Genomic DNA, 24,245 nt, shown 5'->3' on the forward strand with positions numbered 1-24,245 from the left:
AAAAACCTGTGAAGATATCTTCACAGGTTTTCATTATTTTTTTTAATAATCGTCAACCTATTTTAGGACGACTCAAACTCAAAAATTATCTCCAACCACCACCCAATGCTTTGTATAAAGCAATGGTATATTTTAGCTGGTTGTATTGCGAATTTACCAATCCTAATTGCGAATTCAAAGCATTTTCTTGAGCGTTAAGCACTTCTAAATAATTGGCTAAACCGTTATTTAACAATTCTTGTGAATAGCTGCTTGCCGTATTGTACGCATTAAACTCTTTTTCTTTAATTTTAATTTTATCAGTTGCTGATTTGTAACTATACATAGAATCAGAAACGTCTTTACCTGCATTTAATAGTGTTTCTTTAAATCTTAATAATGCTTGCTCTTGTTGTGCTTTTGAAACTTCAAACTGAGTTTTAATTTTTCTACCGTTAAAAATAGGCTGTGTTAAACCACCAATCAGCGATGAAAAAAGCGAACTTGCATTAAAAAAATTATCAAATTCTAAACTTTGCAAACCTCCTGAAGCGGATAATGTCAACGTTGGATAAAAGTTGCTTTTTGCAACATTTGTTAATTCAAAAGCTTGTACAAAACGAGATTCCGCAGCAATAACATCGGGTCTGTTGCTTAATAACAGCGCAGGAACACCAATTTCTAATGAAGTTGTAATTTTTTGCGCGTTAAAAGTACTTCTTTCAATAGAGGTTGATGGTTTACCTAATAAAATAGCCATCGTATTTTCTAACAAATGAATTTGCTCATTTAAATCTATTAAAATAGCTTTTGCCGTATATAATTGAGCTTCAGTTTGTTTTACTGCAACTTCAGTAACATATCCAGACTCTTTTAAGGCTTCTGTTGTTGTTAGTCCTTTTTCACGAGTTCCAATAGTTTCTTTTGTAATTCGCACTTGTTCATCTAATGATAACAATTGATAATAAACATCTGCTATTTGAGAAACCAACGTTGTTTTAATAGCTTGGTGCGCTGCTACCGTTTGTAAATACGATGCTTCAAAAGCACGTTTATTACTTCTTATTTTTCCCCACACATCCGCTTCCCAAGAAAGGTTTGCACCTAAACTATATTGATCTAAAGAAGAAACTCCTGCATATTGACCATTTTCAGAAAACTCCTGATGGCTAAATTGTGCATTTCCATTTAAAGTAGGTAAATAACTTGCTTTTCCTTGTTTTACATATGCTTGTGCTGCTATAATTTGCTGCAACGCAACTCTGTTATCAATATTATTTTCTAATCCTTCACTAATATATTTTTGAAGCAAAGGATCTGTAAATAATTCTTTCCAAGAAACCATAGCCATTGATAAACTATCTTTGGAGATGGCATCAGTTCTAAAACTATTTTCCGAAACAATAGATGTTGGTCTAACATACTCTTTTGCTGTAAAACACGATGCTAATAACATCGGTAAACTAGCAATTAAAAGTATTTTATATATTTTTTGTGTTTTCATTTTTAAATGTTTTCTTCTGAATTTTCAACAATAATTGGGGTTGGTACACCAGTAATTTTTTCTTGTAACCATTGAAATACAACAAACAATACTGGAATTACAAAAATTCCAAAAATAGTACCAATCAACAAGCCGCCAGCAGCACCCGTACCAATAGAATTATTTCCTTCTGCTCCTACTCCTTTCGCTAACACTAATGGCAATAACCCCAAAATAAAAGCAAATGATGTCATTAAAATTGGGCGTAATCTTACTTTTGCACCTTCTATAGCTGCATCGGTTAACGTAAATCCTTGTTTACGTTTTAGTATTGCGAACTCTACAATTAAAATGGCATTTTTAGCTAATAAACCAATTAACATAATTAAAGCAATTTGAAAGTAAATGTTGTTTTCTAATCCTGAGAAATAGGTGGTTAAATATGCTCCGGCAATACCTACTGGCAATGAAAATATAACTGATAATGGCAATAAATAACTTTCATATTGCGCTGCAAGTAAAAAGTAAACAAATAGTATACTAATAATAAAAATAATAATACTTTGCCCAGCAGAAGCAATTTCTTCACGTGTAATTCCAGAATAAGCAATTGAATAGCCATCAGGTAATTCTGTTTCTGCCAATTTATTAATAACCTTAATTGCATCACCTGAACTATATCCAGGAACTGGTGATCCGTTTACAGTTACAGAATTAAATAAGTTAAAACGATTGATGGATTGAGGACCATATACCCTATTTAAAGTGACAAATTGAGAGATAGGCGCCATTTCTCCACTTGGAGTTTTAACAAACATACTGTTTAAACTATCTTCATTCGTTCTATCTTCTGGCAATGCCTGAATAAATACTCTAAATTGTTTTCCAAACCTGCTAAAATCAGCAGCATAATAACCACCTATATATCCTTGTATGGTGGCTAAAATAGTATTAATAGACACTCCCGCTTGTTTGGCTCTTTCTTCATTTATATTTAATTCTAATTGCGGGTAATTTGTACTAAATGAATTTGAAACAAAGGCAATTTCAGGCTGCTGTCTTAAAGTGTTTAAAAAGCTTTTAGATGTTTCATCTAATTTACTTAATTCACCAGCCGACTTATCTAAAATACGCATTTCAAAACCTTCAGACGAACCAAAACCTGGAACACTTGGCGGTGTAAAGAAAATAATATTGGCTTCACTTATAGTGGCTGTTTTCTGAAAAAGTTGGCCTACAATAGCATTAACTGATTCTTCAGCCGATTTTCTATCCGCCCAATCTTCTAAAATAATAAATCCTAACGCGTTTGAACTTCCAGATCCTGCAAAAAAGTTACTACCATTTACGAATGAACCTGTTTTAATTCCTTTTACGGTTTTAATTATTTTAGAAAGTTCTTCTGTTACTTGAAAAGTTCTATCTAAAGAAGAACCAGCTGGTAGCTCAATATTTGCAAAAATAACTCCACGATCTTCTGTTGGCACAAATCCTGTTGGAATAATTTTACCAATAAAAATAATTGCAGCGATGCTAGCTCCTAAAACACCTGCGGTTACCCATTTATTTTTAATTAAAAAACCTAAAGATTTTGCATACTTGTTTGCTGTTGCATTAAAGCCCGTATTAAATGCAGCATAAAAACGTTGCAATAAACTTTGATTTTTTTCATCGGCATGTTTATATTTCCTTAAAAATATTGCACATAATGCAGGTGTTAATGTTAGTGCATTTAAGGCCGAAATAAATATAGCAATCATAAGTGTTACACCAAACTGTTTATAAAACACACCAGAAGGTCCTGTTATAAAAGTAATTGGTAAAAACACAGCAATCATAACCAATGTAATAGAAACAATTGCTCCACTTATTTCGCTCATAGCAGAAACTGATGCTTTTCGAGCATCTTTCATTCCTCCTTCTAATTTTACGTGAACAGCCTCCACAACAACAATAGCATCATCAACAACAATACCTATAGATAATATTAAAGCAAACAGCGTTAATAAATTTATGGAATATCCGAATAAGTTTAAGAAAAAGAACGTTCCGATAATTGAAACAGGCACAGCAATTGCTGGTATTAAAGTAGATTTTAAATCTTGTAAAAAAATAAACACCACCACAAAAACCAATAAAAATGCTTCAATTATGGTTGTTTTAACTTTACCTATAGATGCTGTTAAAAATTTATTAGTATCATAATTTACTAAATAATGAACTCCTTCAGGAAAATCTTTTTCCAGTTCATCTAATTTTGTATAAAGATTCTGAATAATTTCTTGTGCATTAGATCCTGGCGTTTGAAAAACACCAAAATTTAAGGAGGGAAAACCTTTAGAGCGAGATGTATTAGAATATGAAAAAGCATCTAGCTCTATTTTAGCAACATCTTTAACTCTTAAAAACTGACCGTTTTCTAAAGCTTTAATAATGACATCACCGTATTCTGTAGCTGTTTTATAACGCCCTTTATATTTTATCACATATTCAAATGATTTACCTGAATTTTGACCTAAAGAACCTGCAGCAGCTTCTAAACTTTGTTCATTTATGGCTGCAATTACAGCTGTTGGTACTAATTGATAATTGGCCATTTTATTTGGATCTAACCATACACGCATAGCGTAATCCTTAGCTCCAAAAACGTTTAAGGCTCCTACTCCATTAATACGTAGTAATTCTGGCTTAATATTTATATTCAAATAGTTTTGAAGATATGTTTCATCAAATTCAGGGTTTTCAGAATAGATAGCTGCATACAACAATGCTGAATTTTGTTGTTTTGCTGTTGTTACACCAGCTCTAATTACTTCCGAAGGTAATGATGAATTGGCTCTTGAAACTCTGTTTTGTACGTTTACTGCTGCAATATCAGCATCATAGCCTTGTTCAAAAAACACTTGAATACTTGCTCCTCCAGAATTACTTGCTGTTGAAGTTATGTATGTCATACCTTCTACACCATTAATTTGTTCTTCAATTGGAATAATAACGCTTTCTAATATTGTTTCTGCATTGGCTCCCGGATAAGACGCTGTAACTTGAACTGTTGGCGGCGCAATATCTGGATATTGAGTTACGGGTAACTGCGATAAACCTAACACCCCTAGTATAACTATTATAATAGAGATAACTGTTGAAAGAACTGGTCTTTCAATAAATGTCTTTAACATACGTGTTTAATTAATTATTTAAATACTGTTTGAAATGAGTTGGTAATACTATCTAGGGGAGTTAAAACTGGCACAATTTTCATTCCTGGTCTTACTTTACCAACACCTTTTGCCAAAATTATAGTTCCTTCTTGCAAACCACTTTCAACGATGTATAGTTTATCTGAAGTATCTGAGATAGTAATAGCATTGTTTACCAATGAATCGCCTTGAACAGTATAAACAAACGTTTTACCTTGATTTTCAAAAGTTGATTCAGAAGGAATAACCAATGCATTTTTGTAAATTTTTGGAACTGAAATTGTACCACTACTTCCATTTCTTAATAAGCCAGCTTCATTATTAAATTTAGCTCTAAAAGTAACAGAACCCGTTTGTTGATTTATATCACCAGTAATGGTTTCAATGGTTCCTTGTTGGTTATAAACTTTACCATTCGCCAACTCTAATTGTACTTTTGGAAGTACTTTAATTTTTTGTTCAATAGTGGTCCCTTCTGCATTTTGAATAAATTCTATAAATGCTTTTTCATTCATTGAGAAATAAGCATACACATTTTTTATAGAAGAGACACTTGTTAAAGGTAAAGAGTTTGAAGCACTAACCAAAGCTCCTTTGCGGTAATTAATTGAACCTACAACACCATTAACTGGACTTTTTACATTGGCATAATTAATAGTTGCAATTACACTATAATAGGCGCTTTTAGCTTGTTCTAACTGAGCTTTTGCTGTTTCAAGTTGAATATTGCTTATAATATTTTTTTCAACTAATGGAATTAACTTGTTCACTGCTAATTGTGCTGTATTAACATTCGCTTTTGCAGCTGCAGCATCTTGACTTAAAGATTGGGTTTCTAATTTAAATAACAACTGACCTTGTTTAACAATATCACCTTCATCAACTAATACGTCTTGTATATATCCTGTTACTTTTGGTCTAACTTCACTATTAATTTCTCCCTCAATACTTGCTGGAAATTTTTGAAAACTTGTAGTATTTTGTTGCATAACTTTAACAACAGGAAATGGCAAAACCATACTTTTTGGTGGTGCTATTTGAGTATTTTCACTTCCGTAACTACTAATACTTATTACGATACCTAAAATAATGATTACACTAGGTATTAAATAATAAATGATTTTATTTTTCATAATGTTTAATTTCTATAATTGTTTTAAATTTTTTGTTTTAAATAATGTGTTTTTCAATTAATTTTTTTCTTAATATTGAAATTGAGGCAGTAGCTTCATTTAAAAAAGTAATGTAATCTGTATGAAATTCTAAATCGAATTTAGATTCTTTTTTTGTTGTTTCCAGCTGATTAAAAGAATGTTTGAATTCTTTAATTTCTTCGTGTAATAATTTTTGTGAATTCCAAGTATCAATCATATCATCAATATTTTGGACAATTCTATCTTTATTCACTACAAAATACTTTTTTCTATCACCTGTTTTCGTAAAATATGACAATTTTTTTAAGCTTTGTAAATGTGTTAAATGTGTAGAAATTGTACTTTTACTGGCACATAAATTTGTAACCAACTGTTCAAAAGTTGCTCCTTTTCTTCCATTTAAAATTATAAAAGCAACAATTCTAGCGGCTAAAGGAGCAAAATGATCTACTTCTTCTAAATGCACTCCTAACTTTTCTACAAGTTCTTTCTTTTTTAAATCAAAATCTTTTACCATACCTTAAAATATTTCAGCAAAGGTACGATTAGTTCGTATATTTCCGAACCAAACAAACTAAAAACTTGTTAAATTTTTATTAAAACAATTCAAAACCCTGTTTTACTGATACTTAAAACCTATATTACAAGTTATTTTTTATTTTAAACCCTTGTTTACATACAATTTCCTATCAAAAAAAGCACACCGTTAGCTTATAAAAGAAGAATTATTTCAACAAAAAAGTTGAATTAAATTCTAAATTTCAGAATCTAATTCAACTTTATAAAAAAAATAAAAGTATGTTACTCTTCCTCTTCTGAAGAATTAGAGTTCATTTTTTTTGCTTTCCTACTTCCTTCGTACATATCATAACGCACATAAATACAATCTAAATCCCCATTTTTTAATGGTATTCTTCTAGAAGTTCTTAATCCAACATGTTTTATTGCATCAAGGTTAGAGGTAATAAACCAAACTGTAGAATCTGGATATCCACTTTTTAGCGTATCTCCAATATTTTTATAAAAAGCTTGCATATCAATGTCTAAACGCTCACCATAAGGAGGATTAAATAAGATTGTTGTTTGTCCGAAAACTTCTTTCATAGAATTGAAAAAATTAACGTGGTGCACACCAATAAACTCACTTAAATTAGCATTTTCTATATTATCTTTTGCTTTTCTAACGGCAGATGGCGCTTTATCAAACCCCATAATTTTAAAATGAGAACTTCTAATTTTCTTCAATAACACTTCTTGAATGGTAAAAAATAAATCTTCATCAAAATCTTTCCATTTTTCAAATCCAAACTCTTTTCTATTAATATTTGCAGGAATATTGTTTGCAATCATGGCTGCTTCAATTAAAATTGTACCAGAACCACACATTGGATCAATAAAATTACATTCGCCTGTATAGCCAGATAATAATACCAAACCAGCTGCTAACACTTCGTTTATTGGCGCAATATTGGTAGCACTTCTATAACCACGTTTATGTAAAGAATCTCCTGAACTATCTAAAGAAACGGTACATAAATCATTTTGAATATGTACGTGAATTTTTAAATCTGGATACTTCACATCTACATTGGGTCTTTTATGGTATTTATGACGAAAATAATCGGCAATAGCATCTTTAGATTTTAAAGAAATATAATGCGAATTTGTTGTAAAGTTTTTTGAATTTACAACTGCTCCAATAGCAAATGTGCTATCTACATCCATTTCTCTTTCCCATTCAATGGTTTGCAGTTTTTTATATAAATCATCTTCATCGCCAACTTTAAATCTTTTAATTGGTTTTAACACTCGAATAGCTGTTCGTAGAGCAATATTTGCTTTGTACATAAAGCCTTTATCTCCTGAAAAAGAAACGTTTCTTACTCCTGTTTCAACATCTTGCGCTCCTAAGTTTTTTAACTCTTCAGCTAAAACTTCTTCTAAACCAAAAATTGTGGTGGCCACCATTTTAAAATTACGACTCATATAAAATATTTTTGCAAAAGTACTTAAATAATAACTTTTAACATACTCTAGGAAATTTTAAAGTTTAAATACACCTTAAAATTTCTACTTTCCCAAAACAAATCGTTATTTTTGCACGTATTTTATAATTATGACAAAAAATAAAGAATGGTTTGTTTCTTGGTTTGATACCAATTATTACCACACCTTATACAAACACAGAGATTATAAAGAAGCGGAACTATTTATGCGAAATTTAGTTTCTTTTTTAAAAATTGACAAAAATGATTTATTGCTTGATTTGGCATGTGGTAAAGGAAGGCATTCTATTTATTTGAACTCTTTAGGATTTAACGTAATTGGCGCAGATTTATCTAAAAACAGTATAAAAAGGGCAAAAAAACATGAAAATGACCGATTACATTTTGTTGAACATGATATGCGAAATACTTTTAAAACTAAATTTGACTTTATTTTAAATTTATTTACAAGTTTTGGTTTTTTTGAAGATGATGCAGTTGATATAGCGATCTTAAAAAATATTAAAAATGGCTTAAAAGAAAATGGTATTGCTGTGATAGATTTTATGAATTGTAAAAATGTAGTTCCTAATTTAGTGGCCGAAGAAATGCTTACCATTGATGAAATTACTTTTAAAATAAATCGCTATTTAAAAAATGGTTTTATAGTGAAAGAAATAAATTTTGATTTAGATGGTACACATCACACGTATTTTGAAAAAGTTAAAAATTTAGATCTTCCAAAAATTAATTTATATTTAAATTCTGTTGGTTTTAGAATTAAACATACTTTTGGGAACTATCAATTAGATACTTTTAACGAAGAAACCTCTGATCGATTAATATTAGTTTTAGAATGACATATATAGCGCTTATTTCATCTGTTTTAGTAGGTATTTTAATTGTTTTTGGTTTAAAACCAGGAAATAAAACAGTTCAATTATCGCTTGCGTTTAGTGGCGCTTATTTACTATCTATCACTATTTTACATTTATTTCCTGAGGTTTATTTAGCAACTAATAATTCAAATGCAGGTTTATTTATATTGTTAGGTTTGTTATTGCAACTTATTTTAGACTTTTTCTCAAAAGGGGCAGAACACGGCCATATTCATATACAAGAAAACACTATTTTTCCTTGGGCATTGTTTATTAGTATTTGTATTCACGCTTTTATGGAAGGAATTCCGTTGGCACACAATCATAACCATGAGTTTTTACTTTGGGCTATTGTAATTCATAAAGTTCCAATTGCAATTATATTAGGTACTTTCTTTGTAAAGTCTAATATTCCAAAAATGAACGCTATTATATTTTTGCTGCTGTTTTCTTTAATGTCTCCGTTAGGAAGTTTAGCTGGTGAAAACATTACTATTTTAACAACCTATAAAAGGGAAATTACGGCAATAATAATTGGAATATTTTTACATATTTCTACCATTATACTTTTTGAAACTTCAAAAGATCATAAATTTAATCTATTAAAGTTTATTGCTATTTTAGTAGGTATGTTTGTTGCCTATTTAGCATAAAATAAGAATAAAAAAAATCCTGCCAAGCAGGATTTTTTTTATTTAATTAGCTACTTTGCTAATAAATTTTATTCGCATTAAACGTAATTCATCTTCATCATAATCGCCATCAAATTCATCTAACGCATCTTGAATTCTATCACTTTCAGATTCCATAAAATAATCAAATATTTCTTCTTGTTGATCTTCATCTAACAATTCATCAATACAGTAATCAATATTTAATTTAGTACCACTATATACTATACGCTGCATCTCTTCAATTAACTCATTAAAAGCTAAACCTTTAGACTTCGCAATATCTTGCAACGGAATTTTTCTATCTGTATTTTGTATGATATATAACTTTAATCCAGAATTTTCACCCGTACTTTTTACAATAAAATCATCGGGTCTTAGAATGTCATTTTCTTCAACATATTTTGCAATTAAATCAACAAAAGGTTTTCCAAATTTGGCTGCTTTTCCTTCACCAACACCATAAATTCCTTTTAACTCATCTATAGTAATTGGATATTTTAATGCCATATCTTCTAACGAAGTTTCCTGAAAAACTGCATAAGGAGGTACTCCATTCTTTTTTGCAACAGATTTTTGTAATTCTTTTAATAATTTAATTAAAACTTCATCAGCAATTCCGCCACCTCCTTTGGTATTTAAAGCAATAGATGGATTGTCAGTTTCACTATAAATATGGTCTTCAGACATCATAAATGAACTTGATTTCTTTATAAAATCTAATCCTTTGTCTGTAATTTTTACAACACCGTACTGCTCAATTTCCTTCCTAATAAAGCCTGCTACCAATGCTTGTCTCACCAAAGCCATCCAATATTTATCGTCATGATTTTTTCCAGAACCAAAAAATTCTTTTTCATCCGTTTTGTGAGACTTTAATAAGGCATTTACTTTTCCTATTAAAGTGTTTACCAACTCTTTAGACTTGTATTTCTGATTGGTATCTCTAACAACTTCCAATAAGTTTACGAGTTCCATTTTTGCTTCTTTTTTTACTTTAGGATTTCTAACATTATCATCCATATTAGCACCTAAACCATGCACATCATCAAATTCTTCACCAAAATAATGTAATAAATATTTACGGCGAGACATAGATGTTTCTGCATAACCAACAACTTCTTGCAACAATGCATTTCCAATTTCTTGTTCTGCAATTGGTTTGCCTGATAAGAATTTTTCTAATTTTTCAATATCTTTATATGCATAATACGCTAAACAATAGCCTTCTCCTCCATCTCTACCTGCTCTACCAGTTTCTTGATAATAACTTTCTAAACTTTTAGGTATGTCATGATGTATTACAAACCGCACATCGGGTTTGTCAATTCCCATTCCAAAAGCAATAGTTGCTACAACCACATCAACATCTTCCATCAAAAACATGTCTTGATGTTTTGATCGTGTTTTTGCATCTAAACCCGCATGATATGGAACAGCTTTTATACCATTTACTTGTAACAATTGAGCAATATCTTCTACTTTTTTTCTGCTTAAACAGTAAATAATTCCTGATTTTCCCTTGTGTTCATTTATAAAACGGATAATATCAGAATTAATATTGGTTGTTTTAGGACGCACATCGTAAAAAAGATTCGGTCTATTAAATGATGCTTTAAAAGTTTTAGCATCACTCATTCCCAACGTTTTTAAAATATCTTCTTGTACTTTTTGTGTAGCAGTTGCAGTTAAACCAATAATAGGAACATCATCAATTTTTTCAATAATTGTTCTTAAATTTCGGTATTCTGGTCTAAAATCGTGTCCCCATTCTGAGATACAATGCGCTTCATCAATTGCTACAAACGATATTTTTTGAGCTTTTAAAAATTCTATATATTCTTCTTTTATAAGCGATTCGGGAGCAACATATAGTAATTTTGTAATACCTTTTTCAATATCAGATTTTACAATATTTACTTCCGTTTTATTTAAAGAAGAGTTTAAAACGTGCGCAATGCCATACTCTGAAGAAATTCCTCTTATAGCATCTACCTGATTCTTCATTAATGCTATTAATGGTGAAACCACTATTGCTGTTCCTTCTTTTGCCAATGCAGGCAATTGATAACATAACGATTTCCCCCCTCCCGTTGGCATAATAACAAATGTATCATTGCCTTCCATTATACTTTTAATAACATCTTCTTGTAAACCTTTGAATTTATTAAATCCAAAATACTTTTTCAAAGCGCCGTGTAAATCAATTTCTTTGTTGTTCATTCTTATTTTTAAGTTATCTACTTACTTTAGCAATGCGCAAAGTAAATTTAACATATTACTTTTATTTTTTTTAACAGATTTCTATTTTACTAACTTAATTAATTTAATTTTGTTAGCTATTAAATATAAAACAATTTTTTTAATTCAAAAACCTAAACTTTTGAAAAAAAATAAAAATACAATTTTACAAAATGCGCAGCAAACTATTTTAGCTGAATCTAACGCAATAGCAAATTTAGTTAATTTTTTAAATGAAGATTTTGAAAACGCTGTTAATTATATTCATAATTCTAAAGGAAGAGTTATTATTACGGGTATTGGTAAAAGTGGTTTAATTGCTACAAAAATTGTAGCTACATTTAATTCTACCGGAACTCCTGCTATATACATGCATGCGGCAGATGCTATTCATGGTGATTTAGGGACCATTCAAAAAAATGATGTGGTTATATGTATTTCAAAGAGTGGAAATACTCCAGAAATTAAAGTGTTAGTACCATTTATTAAAAATTATGGTAACAAAATAATTGCAATAACAGGAAATACGGAATCATTTTTAGGGAAGAATGCCGATTTTTGTTTAAATGCATATGTTGAAAAAGAAGCATGCCCAAATAATTTAGCGCCAACATCAAGCACTACTGCGCAATTAGTTATTGGTGATGCTCTGGCTGTTTGCTTATTAGATATGAATCATTTTTCAAATGAAGATTTTGCAAAATACCATCCTGGTGGTGCATTAGGTAAAAAATTATATTTACGTGTAAGCGATTTAATTAGTAAAAATGAAGTACCAATGGTTACATCTACAACTTTAATTAAAGATGTTATTATTGAAATATCTAAAAAACGTTTAGGAACTACTGCTGTAGTTGAAAATGAAAAACTTATTGGAATTATTACGGATGGAGATTTAAGACGCATGTTAAAAGATAATTCCGATATTAGCCAACTAGTAGCTAAAGATATTATGAGTTTAAACCCAAAAACAATTTCTATTGAAGCCATGGCTATTGAAGCCCTTGAAGCAATGGAAAATAGCAATATTACACAAATATTAGCTGTTGACAATACTAAGTATGTTGGTGTTGTTCACTTACATGATTTATTAAAAGAAGGAATATTTTAGTATGGCAAAAGAGTTAAAGGACATGTCTTTTTTAGACCATGTTGAAGAATTAAGATGGCATTTGGTAAGATCATCATTAGCAATAATGATATTAGCTACTGTTGCCTTTTTTTTTAAGGATTTAATTTTCAATCAAATATTATTTGCTCCAAAAGATCCAAATTTTATTACGTATCGTTTTTTCTGTAAAGTATCACAGTTTTTTGGAACTGATGGTTTATGCATTACAGAAATGCCGTTTACTTTTCAAAGTTTGGCCATGGGAGAACAATTTAATGTACATATTTGGACATCGGTTACGGTTGGTTTCATCATAGCTTTTCCTTTTATTATATGGGAATTTTGGAAATTTATTAGCCCTGCTTTGTACGAAAATGAACGTAAAAACGCTCGAAGTTTTATCATAATTTCATCCTTTTTATTCTTTGTGGGAGTATTATTTGGTTATTATGTGGTAACACCTCTTTCTGTTAATTTTTTAGGAAATTATTCTATAAGTGATTTGGTGGAACGAAATATTAAAATTGATTCCTATATATCCTTAGTTCGTTCTTCCTTATTAGCGTGCGGGCTGGTTTTTGAATTACCAATTATTATGTACTTTTTAACAAAAATTGGTTTAGTTACACCAACTTTCTTAAAAAAATATAGAAAACATGCACTCGTTGTTGTATTAATTTTGGCTGCAGTAATAACACCACCAGACGTTATTAGTCAAATTATTGTGGCTATTCCAATCCTATTATTATACGAAGTGAGTATCCTCATTTCAAAAATTGTTGTTAAACGTCAATTAAAAAGAGAAAAAAATGCCTAATCAAATAGAAGAGTTTAATGCATATCGCAAAAAAATGAATGAAAAAATTTTGGGCGATGACAATAAAGTAATCAAACGAATTTTTAATTTAGATACCAATGCCTATGCAAAAGGTCATTTAGATGTAAAAACCAAAGAATTGTTAGGCTTAGTGGCATCAGCCGTTTTAAGATGTGATGATTGTGTTAAATATCATTTAGAAACTTGTTATAAGGAAGGAGCTACAAAACAGGAAGTTATGGAAACATTATCTATTGCTACATTAGTTGGAGGAACTATTGTAATTCCTCACCTAAGAAGAGCTTATGAATTTTGGGAAGAATTAGAAAACCAAAAATAGGAACGTAATTTTAAAAAATAAAACATAAACATTTCAACAAAAATGATTTTAAGAGCTGAAAATATAAAAAAGAAATACGGAAGTAGGTATGTTGTAAAAGGCATTTCATTAGAAGTAAAACAAGGTGAAATTGTGGGATTATTAGGTCCAAATGGTGCTGGAAAAACAACTTCGTTTTACATGATTGTTGGAATGATAAAGCCTAATGAAGGCAAGATTTTTTTAGATGATCAGGATATTACTAATTTTCCAATGTATAAAAGAGCCCAAGAAGGTGTGGGATATTTGGCTCAGGAAGCATCTGTTTTTAGAAAACTTTCTGTGGAAGATAATATTATGTCTGTATTAGAATTTACAGATTTATCTAAACAAGCACAAAAAGAAAAATTAGAATCTTTAATAGCTGAATTTAGTTTAGGACATGTACGTAAAAACAGAGGTGATTTATTGTCTGGTGGGGAACGAAGAAGAACAGAAATTGCACGTGCATTAGCATCTGATCCAAAATTTATTTTATTAGATGAACCTTTTGCAGGAGTTGACCCAATTGCTGTAGAAGATATACAAAGTATTGTAGCACATTTAAAAGATAGAAATATTGGTATTTTAATTACAGACCATAACGTGCAAGAAACGTTGGCAATTACAGACAAAACATATTTAATGTTTGAAGGTGGAATTTTAAAAGAAGGAACTCCACAAGAACTTGCTGAAGATGAAACTGTTAGACGAGTTTATTTAGGAAAAGACTTTGAGCTTAAAAAGAGAAAATTCTAGCTTTTTCTTACCATGAAATACAACAAAGTATTTAAAAAAGTAAATGAGCAACTTGTTGATTTTGAAAATTTAGGGAATGTTGCTTCTTATATTCCAGAATTGAGTTGTGTTGATAATTCAAAATTTGGTGTACACTTAACTACTATTGCAAACAAACATTTTAATTTTGGTGATGCCGATGAAAAATTTTCGATTCAAAGTATTTCAAAAGTAGTATCATTAACTTTAGCCTATAAAATTGAAGGAGAGAATTTATGGAAACGCGTTGGTGTTGAACCTTCAGGAACTCCTTTTAATTCATTAGTGCAATTAGAGCACGATTTAGGAATTCCAAGAAATCCGCTCATAAACGCGGGAGCACTAGTTATTTGCGATATTTTGGTGAGTCACTTAAACAACCCAAAAGAAGATTTTATTGCTTTTATCAGAAAAATTTCTGGCATCCCAACTATTGATTTTTGTAGTAGAATAGCAGATTCAGAAAAATCTGTGGGTTACAAAAATGCCGCCTTAATTAATTTAATGAAATCCTTCGGAAATATTAAAAATGATATTGATGTTGTCCTAGATTTTTATTTTAACCTTTGCTCTATTGAAATGACTTGCAAAGAGTTATCTCAAACTTTTTTATTTTTAGCCAATTATGGTGTTTGTCCGTTTTCAAAAGAAATAATTCTAAACAGAAGTAAATCTAAACGTATTAACGCAATAATGCAGTTATGTGGTTTTTATGATGAAGCGGGCGATTTTTCTTTCAAAGTAGGTTTGCCTGGCAAAAGTGGTGTTGGAGGTGGTATTGTTGCTATTCACCCCAACAAATACTGCATAGCCGTTTGGAGTCCTAAATTAAATGAAAAAGGAAATTCTTATAAAGGCATTAAATTTTTAGAGCTTTTTACTTCAGAAACCGAAGTCTCTATTTTTTAAATCAATATGTATTAAAATCACTATGAAATCAGTTGTAACAATTGTACTGCTTATTTTGTCGAATACTTTTATGACACTAGCTTGGTATGGACATTTAAAATTTGCTGAATGGAAATGGTTTAATAAACTGGGCTTAATTGCCATTGTGCTTATTAGTTGGGGAATTGCTTTTTTTGAATATTGTTTTCAAGTGCCCGCGAATAAAATTGGTTTTAAAGGCAACGGCGGATCTTTTTCGTTAATTCAATTAAAAGTTATTCAGGAAGTAATTACATTGGTGATTTTTGTGATTTTCACCATCCTTGTTTTTAAAAAGGAAACTTTTAGGGTAAACCATGCAATAGGTTTTGTATTTTTAATTTTAGCTGTTTATTTTATTTTTAAAAAGTAATTACAACTTATTTTCTTTATAAAACAACGATAAAAATATATATAATAAAATAACTATCGGAATTGCAATAAACTGAAAAACAGCAACTAACAAAACAGTGACTGCTACAAAAATAAATTTTATTTTATTATCTTTCCAAGTATATTTTTTAAATTTTAATGAAAATAATGGTATTTCTGCATTCATTAAAAAACTTAAAATTAGTGTTACAGCAACCAAAACCCATTTATTTTCAATTACTGATACGGCAAAATCAAAAGAGCTAAATTCTAAAATTAATGGTAACGATAAAACTACCAATGATGCCGCTGGTGTTGGTAAGCCAATAAATGAACTTGTTTGGCGTACATCAATATTAAATTTTGCCAACCTATACGCTGCGGCTAATGTAATTAGCAAACCAACATAAGGTAAAAATTCAATTTTTTGAGATTCCCAAGAAATAATTGCTGTATTAAAAATTTCAAGCGTATTTTTTGTTTTTAACAATTGAAACATGACTATTCCGGGTACTACTCCACTTGTTACTACATCAGCCAATGAATCTAATTGTTTACCTAATTCTCCTTGAACATTCAATAATCTAGCTGCAAAACCATCAAAAAAATCGAAAAATATCCCTAAAAACACTAAATATGCTGCTAAAACTAATTCACCTTGCACCGCAAAAATAACAGCTATAGTGCCTGATAATAAGTTTAATAAGGTTAAAATATTTGGAATCGATTTTTTAATATTCATTAGTTTTTGTTTCTGGTAAATTTAATAAACTATTTTTTAGTTAGATTTATTTATATTTATTTTTTAAAAAAATAGCAATGCCACTCATTAATTCAACATATCAACCTTCATTTTTATTTAAAAATGCACATTTAAATACAGCCTATAAAACGTTATTTTATAAGATTAATAACCACTACAAAAGGACAAGGATTATTACGCCTGATAACGATTTTTTGGATTTAGATTTCTCTTGTGTAGGCTCAGATACGCTTGTAATTGCATCGCATGGTTTAGAAGGAAGTTCAAAATCTAAATACATACTTTCATTAGTTAATTTTTTAAATTCTAAAGATATAGATGCTGTTGCCGTAAATTTTAGAGGTTGTAGCGGTGAAGATAATAACCATGTTTATTCCTATAATAGTGGAAAAACTGATGACCTAAATACTATTATTAATTATATATCAAGCAATTTCAATTATAAAAACATAGTGTTGGTTGGTTATAGTATGGGTGGAAATATTACGCTTAAATATTTGGGAGAAAGTACACTACTCCCTGCAGAAATAAAAGGAGCGATTACTATTTCTGTACCTACAGATTTAGAAGGATCGTCAAACGCACTGTCTCTCTGGGAAAACAAAATTTACATACAACGTTTTTTAATCTCATTAATTAAAAAAAGCTTGGCAAAACAACAAAAGTTTCCAAATTCAACGTTGGATCCTATCGCCATAAAAAATGCTAAAAATTTTATTGATTTTGACAATGCTGTAACAGCCCCATTATTTGGTTATAAAAACGCACAAGATTATTGGACCAAATGTAGTTCCAAACAATTTTTATCGGCTATACAAGTACCAACATTGCTTATTAACGCTTTAGATGATACTTTTTTATCTGAAAGTTGTTTTCCTTTTAAAGAAGCAACAGAAAATAAGCGTCTTTATCTTGAAACACCAAAATATGGTGGTCATGTTGGTTTTAATTCTCATATTGGGAAAAGCGATAAACTTTGGAGCGAAAACCGAGTTTTAGAATTTATTCAACATATAATTTGATTATTTTAAATGGAATCTTACAAAGTTTTTTTACATTCGCTTTAAAATTTATATTTCTTGAAAAAAAGTTTATTTCTTGCACTCTTCATTTCACAACTAGCTTTTAACCAATCTGTTAGAAAATATTCTAACGAATTTTTAAATATTGGGGTGGATGCAGCTGCTTTTGGGATGAGTAAAGCTGTTGTTGCAACAAGTAATGATGTAAACTCCATTTATTGGAATCCTTCAGGTTTAATTGGAATTAAAGATTACCAAGGCTCTATAATGCATGCGGAATATTTTGCCGGAATTGCAAAATATGATTATGCAGGTTTTGCAATGCCTATCGATGATAGAAGCGTTTTAGGAATCTCATTAATTAGATTTGGAGTTGATGATATTTTAAACACTACAGAACTTATTGACAGCAATGGAAATATAGATTATAATAGAATAAGTTTATTTTCTGCCGCCGATTATGCTTTAAATTTTGCATATGCTAGAAGCTTGCCTGTAAAAGGCTTAAATGTTGGCTTTAATACAAAAATAGTTCGAAGAATTATTGGTGATTTTGCCACTTCTTGGGGCTTTGGATTTGACGCAGGAATTCAATTTGAAAGAAATAATTGGCAATTTGGAGTTATGGTAAGAGATATTACAACTACTTTTAATAGTTGGAGTATTGATGCACAAGAATTTGAAAAAATAAAAAATTCCATTCCAGATCAAAACCAAGAATTACCAGAAACTACCGAATTAACACCTCCAAAAGCGCAAATTGGTGTTGCCAGAAAGTTTGAACTTTCTAGAGATTTTAAGTTGCTTTCGGAAATTGATTTAAATCTTCGTTTTGCTAAAACAAATGATATTATTTCTTCAGATTTTGTAAGTATTGATCCTGCTATTGGATTTCAGGCTGATTATTTAAATACGGTATTTTTGCGCGCAGGCATTGGAAACATTCAAAATGAATTACAATTTGACAATAGTAAAGAGATTTCTTTTCAACCAAATTTTGGTGTTGGTTTTAAATATAAAGGAATTCAAATAGATTATGCCTTAACAAACATTGCTAGCATTGGAAATGCCTTATATTCAAATGTTTTTTCCATAAAATTAGATGTTGATTATTTCAGATAAGACTATGTTCAAAAAAATTATTTTAACTCAAATTTTAGTATTCACGTTCTTTTTTGGTTTTACCCAATCAATTTTAACCAATAAAGCAACGTTAAGTGTGTTAACTTGTGGTCCTGGAGATCAACTTTACAGTACGTTTGGCCATAGCGCTTTTAGAATTCACGATGCTTCTACAGGATTTGATAAAATTTATAATTACGGTACATTTGATTTTAACGCCCCGAATTTTTATTTAAATTTTGCCAAAGGTAAACTTACATACCAGCTTTCAACAACCCGATTCCAATATTTTTTAGCAGAATATAGATACGAAAATAGATGGGTAAAAGAGCAACTATTAAATTTAAATCCAGAAGAGGTACAACGGGTATTTGACTATTTAGAAAATAACGCAAAACCTGAAAATAAAAACTATCAATACGATTTCTTTTTTGATAATTGTTCTACTAAAATTGAAACTGTTTTAGTGGCTGCATTGCCTGATAAAATAGAATTTAGCAACACTCATATTACAACACATAAAACTCATCGGGATTTAATTGCGGATTATACTAAAAATCAAAAATGGGCAAAATTTGGAATTGATTTAGCTCTGGGCTCTGTAATTGATAGAGAAGCCACCAAAGATGAATATAAGTTTATACCTGATTATATTTTTAAAGCTTTTGAAAATGCCACTATTAAAACAGCTTCTTTAAAAATTCCATTAGTTAAAAAAGAGTACACTATTTTAGATGCAAGACCAATCCATGTGGCTTCTTTATCTTTAAGTCCAACACCTTTTTTTACACTGCTATTTTTAAGTTTGGTAATATTATTTATTACCTATAAGAATTTTAAATCCAACAAAAGAACAAAGTTCCTAGATTTTTTAATTTTATTAGCTACTGGAATTATTGGAATTGTTGTTTTATTATTGTGGTTTGCAACATCGCATACAGCAACCTATAAAAATTTGAACTTTTTATGGGCTTTTGCACCTAATTTTATAATTTCTTTTTACTTATTAAAATCTAAATTAGCAAACTGGTTAAAAACTTATTTCATTGTATTAGTCTTACTTTTGGTGACAACCTTTGTTGTATGGATTGCAAAAGTTCAAATTTTTAATGGAGCCTTGTTGATATTTATGGTGTCCTTATTAATCAGATATTTATACATTATTTCAACTTTTCAAAAAAAACAATAACAATTAGCATTCTATATTTTTAGTGTTTAAAACAACATTGTAATCGTTTTTATTTTTTGCTCATCAATTACATGCTGTGCGCCCATAGAAAATAGTTCATTGGTATTTAAAGTTTTATGTGCACTAAAATGTAAGTTATTAATTCCTGAAGACGCCATTTTTAATGCATTTAATGAATTCACGCCGCTACCAGCCATAATTTGAATTTGTTTACCATAATTAGCTTGTAAATAGTTAATTACCTCCAACCCTTCTTCTGCAGTTTTCTGTAATCCAGCAGTTAATAAACGGTCAAAACCTAACGCAATTATTTGTTCCACTCCTTTTTTATAATCTTTAATAAAATCAAAAGCTCTATGAAAAGTGACTCCTAAATTTAAAGATTTAGCATACGCTACTAATTCTTTGTTGAATTCTGACAGTGTTAAATCTGCTTTCAAAACACCAAAAACTACACCTGAAGCTCCTACCCTTTTTGCTTCAAAAATATCGGTTTTCATAATCGCTATTTCGTCAGAGTTATACTCAAAATTTCCTGGTCTAGGTCTAATTAAAACATGGACTTCTACAGCCGTATTTTTAACACAATTAGAAATTAATCCTATACTTGGTGTTAAACCTCCAACGGATAAGGCTGAACATAGTTCAATACGTTTAATTTTATATTTTTGAGCAATCATGGCTCCTTCAATACTTTCTGTACAAATTTCAAAATTCATGGTCATGTTTTTAAAACTATGGTTCTTTAAAAATAAATATTATTTTTAATTATATATTTATAAAATAATAATAATAATAATAATAATAAAACTAAGTATTCTAAAAAATGTATCAATCATACTCTATTTTAATTAGTATCTTGCTCATGTTTTCTTGCTCGGATGATAGCAGTAGCATAAAACCTTATCAAATGGAATTTCAAACACAAATAGCTAAAAATTATTTAGCACTTGGAGATAGTTATACTATTGGGGAAAGTGTTGCTGAAAATGAGCGCTTTCCAATGATTCTTGTTAACGATTTAAATGCTAAAAATTACCTTTTTAACACTCCAAAAATTGTGGCTAAAACGGGATGGACAACCGGTGAACTTAAAGAAGCTATTTTAAAAGAAAATATTCAAAATAATTACGATGTGGTAACACTTTTAATTGGTGTTAACAATCAATACCGAGGATATGATTTGGAAGAATTTAGAACCGAATTCGCCGAATTATTAAATATGGCTATTACTTTTGCCAAAAAAAACACGAGTAATGTTGTGGTCGTTTCAATTCCAGATTGGTCTGTAAGTCCATTTGCCAAAAATAGAGATCGTACTAAAATTAGTGCTGAAATTGATGCTTTTAATACCATTAAAAAAGAAGAAACCTTAAAAAGAAATGTGAAATTTATTGATATTACACCTATTTCCAGACTTGGTTTAAATAACAATACATATTTTGCTTCAGACGGACTTCATTTTTCTGGTAGCATGCATCAATTATGGGTGAATGAAATCATTCAACAAAATTTCAATAAATAAAATTATGAGTACTTTTTTTGAAAAAGCCGCTGCATTAGACAAAAATGATGAATTAGCGCACTTTAAAAATCATTTTGAGAATGATCCCGAAATGATTTATTTAGATGGAAATTCTTTAGGTAAATTACCTTTAAAAACTATTGAAACATCTGCAAATATTGTTAAAAACCAATGGGGAAAAAGGCTGATTAGAAGTTGGAATGAAAATTGGATGAATCTTTCTAGTGATATTGCTAAAAAAATTGCACAAATTGTTGGCGCTCAACCCGATGAGATTTTTGTTGGAGATACTACTTCAATTAATTTATATAAATTATTATTTGCATCCCTTTCACTTCAAAAAGAAAAAACCGACATTATTACTGATGACCTTAATTTTCCATCAGATTTATATATCATTCAAGGGCTTATTGAACAACAATTTAAAAATCATTCCTTAAAAATTTTAAAAAGTGAACAAGAGGTTTTTATGGATACGCAAAAAATTAATGCCGCAATAAATACCAATACGGCACTAGTTACATTGAGTTTAGTAAGCTATAAAAGTTCTTTTTTATATGATATGGAAGCTATTAATAAGATAGTTCATAAAAATAAAAGCCTCATTATTTGGGATATATCTCATGCGGCCGGCGCAACCACTATTCAATTAAATAAAACCAATGCAGATATGGCCGTTGGCTGTACCTATAAATATTTAAATGGCGGACCTGGTTCACCTGCTTTTTTGTACGTTAGAAAAGATTTACAAGAAAAACTAAACAACCCCATTTGGTCTTGGTTTGCGCATCAGAATCCTTTTGATTTTAACACCAATTTTGTGCCAGATACTGGAATTCAAAAATTTGCAATTAGCACGCCTTCCATCCTTTCATTAGGCGCTATTGTTCCAGGATTGGATCTTCTTTTAGAAGCTGGAATAGAGAATATTCAGACCAAAAGTAACCAGCAAAGTGCTTTTTTAATAGCGTTAATTCAGCATTATTTAGTTCCATTAGGTTTTGAACTGGTTTCACCCCTAAATGAAAAACAAAGAGGTTCGCATATTTCTATTAAACATCCTGAAAGTTACCGAATTAACTTGGCGATGATTAATCCTGTAAATAAAAATGAAAAATTGGTAATTCCAGATTTTAGACCTCCAAACTTTATTAGAATTGGTATAACGCCACTTTACACTTCCTATTTAGATTTGTACGAAGCAGTTGTAAGAATTTCAGAAATAACCAAAACCAAAGAATATGAAACTTTTTCTACTAAAAGACTCAAGGTTACTTAAATAGTAAGCATAAAAAATCCCCAAAAGAAATGTCTTTTGGGGATTTTCTAAATTTATCAATCGTATTTTAAAACGAATCTTTGTGTAAAAAACATTGTTTTTAAAATTGACATTCTTCCTGAAATAAATTAAAGCCTAGATTGCGCTTCTTCTATAATATTTTTATACTTTTTTAATATTCTACCCCATTCATCAAACTTCTGATCATCTTTAACGCTTACGGGCCCATCTGCCCTTTCACTGCTAATTTTCATAACGTATTTTAATGGATTAGAATCTCCTAATTTAACAATAATTCTTGTCCTAATCGTACTACCACTAAAACCTTCTACTTGCCATGCAGTTCTCATATAACCTGTTTCTTTATCAATTACTTCTAAAACATCAAATTCCGTTGTAACAATAGAACTTAATAACTTCCACGCATCATCTTCAGAAACATCAGGATTAACCACAATTGTAAAATTTACATTCGCTAAATCTGTAGCAATTGACTGTTTATAAGCCTCGTCTTCTACTAATTCTAAATGATCTCTAAAAGGCGGTGCTTGATAATCATTTGAATTGCAATAATTTTTTTTAATAGATAAAAAACTTTCTTTACTAACAATTACTTCTACGCACGTATTTTCTGGTACTTTCAAATCATATACACCTACACCTACAACTTTTCCATCAACAAAAATTTCTGAATCATTAGGTGTAACTTCTAACTTTACTAATCTATCAATTAAACCAAATTGATAATTAACTGGGGGTTCTGTATCATTTTCTTTATTACAAAAAACTTTTTCTTCAGAAACAAAACCATCTTTTTTTACTTGCACAACAACACATTCTCCTTTAGGTATAATAACTTCTGAATACCCCATTCCTTGAGAATTTTGATTTACAAAAATTTCTGAATCAGCTGGAGAAACTTTAACTTGCACCATTCTATCAGTTAATAATAAATTTGCATTAAATGGTGGAACTTCTTTATTATTGGTATTATAATAAGTCTTTATTATAGTTTTATATCCTTTCTTTTTAATTTCAACAGTTGCATTAAAATCCTTCTTAACTACTAAACTGTATTTTTTATTACCAACAAAATGACCATCTACATAAATTCCAGCATCATATGGCTCAACATTAAGTTCAATTAATCTATTTTCAAGGTTAACTTGAACATTTTTTGGCCATTTTCTGGTTCTTGGAAATTCTTGAATTACTGATTGAAATCCTTCTTTAACAACAATAATTTTATTCAGCTCATTTTTTTCTAGTTTTAGAACTATTGAACCAACTCCTAATGCAGGTTTTATAATATCATTTCCTACAACTTTATAAAAAGTTGCATCAGTATAATTTGCAGTAATTGTAATTTTACTTTGAGAATATGACAAAGAAAAT

At 29.8% G+C, this 24,245-nt stretch carries 22 protein-coding genes; 13 read left to right on the forward strand and 9 right to left on the reverse strand.

The window, feature by feature from the left end:
* Nucleotides 1–85: 85 nt before the first annotated feature.
* The 5 genes from JEY78_RS12470 to JEY78_RS12490 form a co-directional block, all read right to left on the reverse strand.
* Entirely contained in the window at nt 86–1,483 is a 1,398-nt protein-coding gene (locus JEY78_RS12470; RefSeq protein WP_291851805.1) for an efflux transporter outer membrane subunit, read from the reverse strand.
* A 2-nt stretch (nt 1,484–1,485) separates the two neighbouring features.
* Nucleotides 1,486–4,638, reverse strand: coding sequence for an efflux RND transporter permease subunit (locus JEY78_RS12475; protein WP_291851807.1), 3,153 nt, complete (start codon nt 4,636–4,638; stop codon nt 1,486–1,488).
* Nucleotides 4,639–4,652: 14 nt separating this feature from the next.
* The gene (locus tag JEY78_RS12480; RefSeq protein ID WP_291851810.1) at nt 4,653–5,792 is read right to left on the reverse strand and encodes an efflux RND transporter periplasmic adaptor subunit; all 1,140 of its coding nucleotides are present in this window, start codon (nt 5,790–5,792) and stop codon (nt 4,653–4,655) included.
* Between the two features lie 37 nt (nt 5,793–5,829).
* Nucleotides 5,830–6,330 (reverse strand): transcriptional regulator, encoded by a 501-nt coding sequence (locus JEY78_RS12485; RefSeq protein WP_291851813.1) that lies wholly within the window; start codon nt 6,328–6,330, stop codon nt 5,830–5,832.
* Between the two features lie 284 nt (nt 6,331–6,614).
* Nucleotides 6,615–7,799: a class I SAM-dependent RNA methyltransferase gene (locus JEY78_RS12490; RefSeq protein ID WP_291851816.1), complete on the reverse strand. Its 1,185-nt coding sequence runs from the start codon at nt 7,797–7,799 to the stop codon at nt 6,615–6,617.
* A 130-nt stretch (nt 7,800–7,929) separates the two neighbouring features.
* Between JEY78_RS12490 and JEY78_RS12495 the strand changes: the two genes are divergently transcribed.
* Nucleotides 7,930–8,658, forward strand: a complete 729-nt coding sequence (locus tag JEY78_RS12495; protein ID WP_291851819.1) for a bifunctional 2-polyprenyl-6-hydroxyphenol methylase/3-demethylubiquinol 3-O-methyltransferase UbiG — start codon at nt 7,930–7,932, stop codon at nt 8,656–8,658.
* A complete protein-coding gene (locus JEY78_RS12500) occupies nt 8,655–9,329 on the forward strand; it encodes a ZIP family metal transporter (RefSeq protein ID WP_291851822.1) in 675 nt (224 codons plus the stop codon). The genes JEY78_RS12495 and JEY78_RS12500 overlap by 4 nt, the downstream gene beginning before the upstream one ends.
* Nucleotides 9,330–9,371: 42 nt before the next feature.
* On the opposite strand, the gene JEY78_RS12505 is transcribed toward JEY78_RS12500, so the two are convergent.
* Nucleotides 9,372–11,570 carry an ATP-dependent DNA helicase RecQ gene (locus tag JEY78_RS12505; RefSeq protein ID WP_291851825.1) on the reverse strand — a complete coding sequence of 733 codons (2,199 nt, stop codon included), beginning with the start codon at nt 11,568–11,570 and terminating at the stop codon, nt 9,372–9,374.
* A gap of 160 nt (nt 11,571–11,730) precedes the next feature.
* Between JEY78_RS12505 and JEY78_RS12510 the strand changes: the two genes are divergently transcribed.
* Genes JEY78_RS12510 through JEY78_RS12535 form a run of 6 tightly spaced genes read left to right on the forward strand, consistent with a single transcriptional unit; the run spans nt 11,731 to nt 15,951 of the window.
* Complete coding sequence (locus JEY78_RS12510; RefSeq protein ID WP_291851828.1) at nt 11,731–12,699, forward strand: KpsF/GutQ family sugar-phosphate isomerase; 969 nt, start codon at nt 11,731–11,733, stop codon at nt 12,697–12,699.
* Between the two features lies 1 nt (nt 12,700).
* Nucleotides 12,701–13,516, forward strand: coding sequence for a twin-arginine translocase subunit TatC (gene tatC / locus JEY78_RS12515; protein ID WP_291851831.1), 816 nt, complete (start codon nt 12,701–12,703; stop codon nt 13,514–13,516).
* Complete coding sequence (locus JEY78_RS12520) at nt 13,509–13,856, forward strand: carboxymuconolactone decarboxylase family protein (protein WP_291851834.1); 348 nt, start codon at nt 13,509–13,511, stop codon at nt 13,854–13,856. The genes tatC and JEY78_RS12520 overlap by 8 nt, the downstream gene beginning before the upstream one ends.
* A gap of 42 nt (nt 13,857–13,898) precedes the next feature.
* Nucleotides 13,899–14,633 carry an LPS export ABC transporter ATP-binding protein gene (gene lptB / locus JEY78_RS12525; RefSeq protein WP_291851837.1) on the forward strand — a complete coding sequence of 245 codons (735 nt, stop codon included), beginning with the start codon at nt 13,899–13,901 and terminating at the stop codon, nt 14,631–14,633.
* A gap of 12 nt (nt 14,634–14,645) precedes the next feature.
* Entirely contained in the window at nt 14,646–15,560 is a 915-nt protein-coding gene (locus tag JEY78_RS12530) for a glutaminase (RefSeq protein WP_291851839.1), read from the forward strand.
* A 22-nt stretch (nt 15,561–15,582) separates the two neighbouring features.
* On the forward strand, nt 15,583–15,951 hold the full coding sequence (locus JEY78_RS12535; RefSeq protein WP_291851842.1) for a DMT family protein: 369 nt from the start codon (nt 15,583–15,585) through the stop codon (nt 15,949–15,951).
* Here the strand turns inward: JEY78_RS12535 and JEY78_RS12540 are convergent, their stop codons facing one another.
* Nucleotides 15,952–16,692 carry a CDP-alcohol phosphatidyltransferase family protein gene (locus tag JEY78_RS12540; protein ID WP_291851846.1) on the reverse strand — a complete coding sequence of 247 codons (741 nt, stop codon included), beginning with the start codon at nt 16,690–16,692 and terminating at the stop codon, nt 15,952–15,954. It abuts the gene before it with no gap.
* A 77-nt stretch (nt 16,693–16,769) separates the two neighbouring features.
* Here JEY78_RS12540 and JEY78_RS12545 point away from each other — a divergent pair, with 77 nt between their 5' ends.
* From JEY78_RS12545 to JEY78_RS12555, 3 genes are read left to right on the forward strand one after another with little or no spacing between them, the layout of a single operon-like run.
* A complete protein-coding gene (locus tag JEY78_RS12545) occupies nt 16,770–17,735 on the forward strand; it encodes an alpha/beta fold hydrolase (RefSeq protein ID WP_291851849.1) in 966 nt (321 codons plus the stop codon).
* Between the two features lie 57 nt (nt 17,736–17,792).
* Nucleotides 17,793–18,857: a PorV/PorQ family protein gene (locus tag JEY78_RS12550; RefSeq protein ID WP_291851852.1), complete on the forward strand. Its 1,065-nt coding sequence runs from the start codon at nt 17,793–17,795 to the stop codon at nt 18,855–18,857.
* A 4-nt stretch (nt 18,858–18,861) separates the two neighbouring features.
* On the forward strand, nt 18,862–20,046 hold the full coding sequence (locus JEY78_RS12555) for a DUF4105 domain-containing protein (protein WP_291851855.1): 1,185 nt from the start codon (nt 18,862–18,864) through the stop codon (nt 20,044–20,046).
* 26 nt (nt 20,047–20,072) lie between these two features.
* Here the strand turns inward: JEY78_RS12555 and JEY78_RS12560 are convergent, their stop codons facing one another.
* Entirely contained in the window at nt 20,073–20,765 is a 693-nt protein-coding gene (locus tag JEY78_RS12560; protein ID WP_291851859.1) for a copper homeostasis protein CutC, read from the reverse strand.
* Nucleotides 20,766–20,956: 191 nt separating this feature from the next.
* Here JEY78_RS12560 and JEY78_RS12565 point away from each other — a divergent pair, with 191 nt between their 5' ends.
* Nucleotides 20,957–21,571, forward strand: a complete 615-nt coding sequence (locus JEY78_RS12565) for an SGNH/GDSL hydrolase family protein (protein ID WP_291851862.1) — start codon at nt 20,957–20,959, stop codon at nt 21,569–21,571.
* A gap of 4 nt (nt 21,572–21,575) precedes the next feature.
* Nucleotides 21,576–22,850 (forward strand): kynureninase, encoded by a 1,275-nt coding sequence (gene kynU / locus JEY78_RS12570; RefSeq protein WP_291851865.1) that lies wholly within the window; start codon nt 21,576–21,578, stop codon nt 22,848–22,850.
* 128 nt (nt 22,851–22,978) lie between these two features.
* On the opposite strand, the gene JEY78_RS12575 is transcribed toward kynU, so the two are convergent.
* Nucleotides 22,979–24,238 (reverse strand): hypothetical protein, encoded by a 1,260-nt coding sequence (locus JEY78_RS12575; protein WP_291851868.1) that lies wholly within the window; start codon nt 24,236–24,238, stop codon nt 22,979–22,981.
* Nucleotides 24,239–24,245: the final 7 nt, after the last annotated feature.

This window comes from Lutibacter sp. (assembly GCF_016342705.1).
Lineage (GTDB): Bacteria > Bacteroidota > Bacteroidia > Flavobacteriales > Flavobacteriaceae > Lutibacter.

Excerpts from the sequence above, each read along its gene's own strand:
- JEY78_RS12470 (WP_291851805.1), bottom strand. The coding sequence starts at position 1,483 with ATGAAAACACAAAAAATATATAAAATACTTTTAATTGCTAGTTTACCG.
- JEY78_RS12475 (WP_291851807.1), bottom strand. The coding sequence starts at position 4,638 with ATGTTAAAGACATTTATTGAAAGACCAGTTCTTTCAACAGTTATCTCT.
- JEY78_RS12480 (WP_291851810.1), bottom strand. The coding sequence starts at position 5,792 with ATGAAAAATAAAATCATTTATTATTTAATACCTAGTGTAATCATTATT.
- JEY78_RS12485 (WP_291851813.1), bottom strand. The coding sequence starts at position 6,330 with ATGGTAAAAGATTTTGATTTAAAAAAGAAAGAACTTGTAGAAAAGTTA.
- JEY78_RS12490 (WP_291851816.1), bottom strand. The coding sequence starts at position 7,799 with ATGAGTCGTAATTTTAAAATGGTGGCCACCACAATTTTTGGTTTAGAA.
- JEY78_RS12495 (WP_291851819.1), top strand. The coding sequence starts at position 7,930 with ATGACAAAAAATAAAGAATGGTTTGTTTCTTGGTTTGATACCAATTAT.
- JEY78_RS12500 (WP_291851822.1), top strand. The coding sequence starts at position 8,655 with ATGACATATATAGCGCTTATTTCATCTGTTTTAGTAGGTATTTTAATT.
- JEY78_RS12505 (WP_291851825.1), bottom strand. The coding sequence starts at position 11,570 with ATGAACAACAAAGAAATTGATTTACACGGCGCTTTGAAAAAGTATTTT.
- tatC (WP_291851831.1), top strand. The coding sequence starts at position 12,701 with ATGGCAAAAGAGTTAAAGGACATGTCTTTTTTAGACCATGTTGAAGAA.
- JEY78_RS12520 (WP_291851834.1), top strand. The coding sequence starts at position 13,509 with ATGCCTAATCAAATAGAAGAGTTTAATGCATATCGCAAAAAAATGAAT.
- lptB (WP_291851837.1), top strand. The coding sequence starts at position 13,899 with ATGATTTTAAGAGCTGAAAATATAAAAAAGAAATACGGAAGTAGGTAT.
- JEY78_RS12530 (WP_291851839.1), top strand. The coding sequence starts at position 14,646 with ATGAAATACAACAAAGTATTTAAAAAAGTAAATGAGCAACTTGTTGAT.
- JEY78_RS12535 (WP_291851842.1), top strand. The coding sequence starts at position 15,583 with ATGAAATCAGTTGTAACAATTGTACTGCTTATTTTGTCGAATACTTTT.
- JEY78_RS12540 (WP_291851846.1), bottom strand. The coding sequence starts at position 16,692 with ATGAATATTAAAAAATCGATTCCAAATATTTTAACCTTATTAAACTTA.
- JEY78_RS12545 (WP_291851849.1), top strand. The coding sequence starts at position 16,770 with ATGCCACTCATTAATTCAACATATCAACCTTCATTTTTATTTAAAAAT.
- JEY78_RS12555 (WP_291851855.1), top strand. The coding sequence starts at position 18,862 with ATGTTCAAAAAAATTATTTTAACTCAAATTTTAGTATTCACGTTCTTT.
- JEY78_RS12560 (WP_291851859.1), bottom strand. The coding sequence starts at position 20,765 with ATGAATTTTGAAATTTGTACAGAAAGTATTGAAGGAGCCATGATTGCT.
- JEY78_RS12565 (WP_291851862.1), top strand. The coding sequence starts at position 20,957 with ATGGAATTTCAAACACAAATAGCTAAAAATTATTTAGCACTTGGAGAT.
- kynU (WP_291851865.1), top strand. The coding sequence starts at position 21,576 with ATGAGTACTTTTTTTGAAAAAGCCGCTGCATTAGACAAAAATGATGAA.